This window comes from Candidatus Nitrotoga sp. 1052 (assembly GCF_927312905.1).
In the GTDB taxonomy this organism is placed as follows: Bacteria; Pseudomonadota; Gammaproteobacteria; order Burkholderiales; family Gallionellaceae; genus Nitrotoga.
Genome location: NZ_CAKMHQ010000066.1, coordinates 1 through 3328 on the forward strand (window position 1 = coordinate 1; position 3328 = coordinate 3328).

Annotated in this window: 3 protein-coding genes; all 3 read left to right on the forward strand. The window is 47.8% G+C overall.

Annotated features, from left to right (window positions below; all coding sequences use genetic code 11):
• The first annotated feature begins 195 nt into the window (after window positions 1-195).
• The 3 genes from MJ768_RS12640 (at window position 196) to cbbX (ending at window position 3304) form a co-directional block, all read left to right on the forward strand.
• Window positions 196-1671 (forward strand): ribulose-bisphosphate carboxylase large subunit, encoded by a 1476-nt coding sequence (locus tag MJ768_RS12640; RefSeq protein WP_239292243.1) that lies wholly within the window; start codon window positions 196-198, stop codon window positions 1669-1671.
• Window positions 1672-1693: 22 nt separating this feature from the next.
• Window positions 1694-2128 carry a ribulose bisphosphate carboxylase small subunit gene (locus tag MJ768_RS12645; protein WP_239292244.1) on the forward strand — a complete coding sequence of 145 codons (435 nt, stop codon included), beginning with the start codon at window positions 1694-1696 and terminating at the stop codon, window positions 2126-2128.
• A 198-nt stretch (window positions 2129-2326) separates the two neighbouring features.
• Window positions 2327-3304 carry a CbbX protein gene (gene cbbX / locus MJ768_RS12650; RefSeq protein ID WP_239292245.1) on the forward strand — a complete coding sequence of 326 codons (978 nt, stop codon included), beginning with the start codon at window positions 2327-2329 and terminating at the stop codon, window positions 3302-3304.
• Window positions 3305-3328 lie beyond the last annotated feature (24 nt).

Sequence of the window (3328 nt, forward strand, 5' to 3'; positions counted from 1 at the left end):
ATGGTTAAATGTAACATCGTTTAATTATAATCAATACTTATAGCTAGCATCAATATAATTGACTATTATTTATGGATTATATTAGGTACTGTGCATCCCACGCGCTGAAACAAATACCCATTAATCGTAATGAGTATTGCCCGCCAGCTTACACAGGCGGGCGCGGTGCGGTTTTTTCAATAATTGGAGATAACCATGGCATCAGAAACGATGAAAGAAGGTAAGGAACGCTACAAACCTGGCGTTATACCCTATAAGAAAATGGGCTATTGGGAGCCTGATTACAAGGTCAAAGAAACAGATGTACTCGCCATGTTCCGCATGACACCTCAACCAGGTATGGATCCAGAAGAAGTTGCCGCTGCGGTGGCAGGCGAATCTTCCACTGCCACATGGACGGTGGTGTGGACTGACCGTTTGACCGCGTGCGAAATGTATCGCGCTAAAGCTTACCGTTGTGACCTAGTCCCTAACACAGGCGAAGGCACCAAAACTGAAGCTCAGTACTTTGTTTACATCTCTTATGAATTGGATTTGTTCGAAGGGGGTTCGATTGCCAACCTGACTGCTTCCATTATCGGTAACGTGTTTGGTATGAAAGCAGTCAAGGCGTTACGCCTCGAAGATATGCGTATCCCGGTTGCTTATCTCAAAACATTCCAAGGTCCCGCCACCGGCGTCATCGTCGAGCGTGAGCGTTTGGACAAATTTGGTCGTCCTCTGCTGGGTGCAACTACCAAACCTAAGCTCGGTCTTTCCGGCCGTAACTATGGACGCGTAGTGTATGAAGCCCTAAAAGGGGGCTTGGATTTCGTGAAAGACGACGAGAACATCAATTCACAGCCTTTCATGCACTGGCGTGACCGTTTCCTGTATTGCATGGAGGCCGTGAACAAAGCTTCTGCTGCAACCGGTGAAGTCAAGGGACATTATCTTAATGTTACCGCTGGCACAATGGAAGAAATGTATAAGCGCGCTGAGTTTGCCAAGTCGCTAGGTTCGGTCATCATCATGATTGACCTCGTTATCGGCTACACTGCTATTCAATCTATGGCGCTTTGGGCACGTCAGAACGACATGATTCTGCACTTGCACCGTGCGGGTAACTCGACCTACTCGCGTCAAAAAAATCACGGCATGAGCTTCCGCGTTATTTGCAAGTGGATGCGTATGGCGGGTGTGGATCACATCCATGCTGGTACTGTCGTGGGCAAGCTGGAAGGCGATCCGCTCATGATCAGAGGCTACTATGACACGCTGCTCGATACACACACTCCTATGAATTTGGAGAAAGGTCTGTTCTTCGAACAGGATTGGGCTTCACTCAATAAGTGTTTGCCAGTTGCGTCCGGTGGTATCCACGCAGGTCAGATGCACCAACTGCTAACCTATCTCGGCGACGATGTGGTTCTGCAATTCGGTGGCGGTACTATCGGACATCCACAAGGAATTCAGGCAGGTGCGGTAGCAAATCGCGTGGCACTGGAAGTCATGGTTCTGGCACGTAATGAAGGTCGCGACATCTGGAACGAAGGTCCGCAGATTTTGCAAGATGCAGCCAAGTGGTGCGCCCCGCTCAAAGCTGGGTTGGATACGTGGAAAGATGTTAGCTTCAACTACGAGTCCACCGACACCCCTGACTTTGTTCCTTCTGCCACGACCAGCGTTTAATTAATATCAAGGAGAATCAATTATGATGACCAATCCTGGAAATCAGATCACGCAAGGGCAGTTTTCTTTTCTGCCCCCGCTGACTGATGTACAAATCACAGCACAAATCAAATATGCGCTGAAATCCGGCTGGTCGCTAGCCGTCGAATACACCGACGACCCGCACCCGCGCAATACCTATTGGGAAATGTTCGGCAACCCTATGTTTGATCTAAAAGATCCCGCAGGAATTTTGATGGAGATCAACAATTGCCGTAAGACTTTCCCTAATCACTATATCCGTGTGATGGCTTTTAGTTCAGCACGTGGAATAGAAAGTCCAACCATGTCATATATCGTTAACCGTCCTAAAAACGAACCTGGATTCAGGCTAGTGCGAGAAGAAGCGGAAGGTCGTAGCATACGCTACACCGTCCATTCCTATGCAACCGAAAAACCGGAAGGCGAGCGGTACTAAGCAATTGCGGGTATGGCATATGCTGTACCCGTTTTTTAACCGGCTGTTGAAATGTTCTGTAAATAGTCTTCCTTAGAACTTGGCGATAAAGAATTTGCTTCTTTAGTTGCCGTTGTAATCAAATATAAATTGATTCAATAATACGCAGAGGACAATGCGGAAACTTTCAACAGCCGATTGACTTTACAGGTTAAACAAATGAACGAACTTTCAAAAGATATCATCCTTCCCGACGACACTCCGGTTGACCTGGACGCCGAATTTCGCAACTCTAACATACAGGAAGTGCTGGCTAAACTTGATCGCGAATTGATTGGTCTGTCGCCAGTCAAGACACGCATCCGCGAAACCGCAGCACTCTTATTGGTAGATCGCGTTCGCAAGAAACTCAACCTGTCGGCGGTTTCACCAACGCTGCATATGAGCTTTACCGGCAATCCCGGCACCGGAAAAACCACGGTCGCATTACGTATGGCGGAAATACTGCATCGCCTGGGTTATGTGCGCGAAGGCCATTTAGTATCAGTCACACGCGATGATCTAGTCGGTCAATACATCGGGCACACTGCACCAAAGACAAAAGAAGTAATTAAAAAAGCAATGGGCGGCGTATTATTTATAGATGAAGCCTATTACCTATACAAGCCTGAAAACGAACGGGATTATGGCGCTGAATCTATCGAAATTCTATTGCAGATAATGGAAAACAATCGTGACGACCTGGTTGTGATATTGGCCGGTTACAAAGACCGGATGGATAAATTTTTCCACAGCAATCCCGGCATGCGCTCGCGCATTGCGCATCACATTGATTTTCCTGATTACTCAGCAGAAGAATTACTCATCATCGCAAAGCTAATGCTGGCAGCGCAAAATTACCGCTTCAGCCCGGAAGCGGAAAAAGCATTCGCAGAATATATCCCGCTCCGGATGAAGCTGGAGCATTTCGCCAATGCCCGTTCCATTCGCAACGCACTGGATCGCGCACGTATGCGCCAAGCCAACCGCCTGTTCGCCGGCGCCAAGAAAAATCTCACCAAGATTGATTTGATGACCATCGAAGCCGAAGAAATCTATGCCAGCCGCGTGTTTCGAGAAGGCCAGGTTGATCTGGACGGAGATGAGCTGGCGGAAGAAAATGATGAAATTGCAAAGACTGGTGCACCCACGACATAGAGTGCAAAATATGCGGGAGTATAA